1 protein-coding gene is annotated in these 875 nt (G+C 59.1%); it reads right to left on the reverse strand.

All coding sequences use genetic code 11. The features are described from left to right. Positions 1 to 875: formyltetrahydrofolate deformylase (gene purU, locus Q4481_RS24565; RefSeq protein WP_304379061.1), on the reverse strand; the 875-nt coding region annotated here is incomplete at both ends.

Consider the following 875-nt stretch of genomic DNA (forward strand, 5'->3'; position numbering starts at 1 on the left):
AGCCCATGCGTTCGGATGCATAGCTTCCGGGGCTTGCCGGGAAGACCACCGTGCGGTTGCCGTTCATGAACACCCGGTGATGGATATGGGCATGGATGGCGCGCGCCAGAACCTGGCTCTCGACATCGCGGCCGATCGAGACATAGTCGGAAGCCGATTGCGCATGCGTGATACGCGCCACATCCTGTTCGATGATCGGACCCTCATCGAGATCGGCGGTCACATAGTGCGCCGTCGCCCCGATCAGCTTCACGCCGCGCTCGAAGGCCTGCTTGTAGGGGTTCGCACCCTTGAAGGACGGCAGGAACGAATGGTGGATGTTGATGATACGGCCCGACATCTTCTGGCAGATCTCGTCGGACAGGACCTGCATGTAGCGGGCGAGCACGATCAGTTCGGCACCGGATTGTTCAACGATCTCCATCAGACGGGCTTCCGCCTGCGGCTTGTTGGCCTTGGTGACATTGACATGGTGGAAGGGGATGTCGTGATTGACCACCACCTTCTGGTAATCGAAATGGTTGGAGACGACGCCGACGATCTCGATCGGCAGTGCGCCGATCTTCCAGCGATAGAGCAGGTCGTTGAGGCAATGGCCGAAGCGCGACACCATCAGCAGCACCTTCATCTTCGCATCGCCGTCATGGAACTCGTGCGTCATGCCATATTTCTTGGCGATCGGCTGGAAGCCTTCGGTGATCTCGGCGATGCTCGCCCCTTCCTGGCTCGTGAAGGTGATGCGCATGAAGAAGAGGCCGGTCTCCAGGTCATCGAACTGGGACGAGTCGATGATGTAGCAACCCTTGTCCGCCAGAAAACCCGATATCGCAGCGACAATGCCGCGGGTGGACACGCAGGTGACAGTCAGAACATAG

The organism is Fluviirhizobium alvei, assembly GCF_030551875.1.
GTDB lineage: Bacteria > Pseudomonadota > Alphaproteobacteria > Rhizobiales > Rhizobiaceae > Rhizobium_E > Rhizobium_E alvei.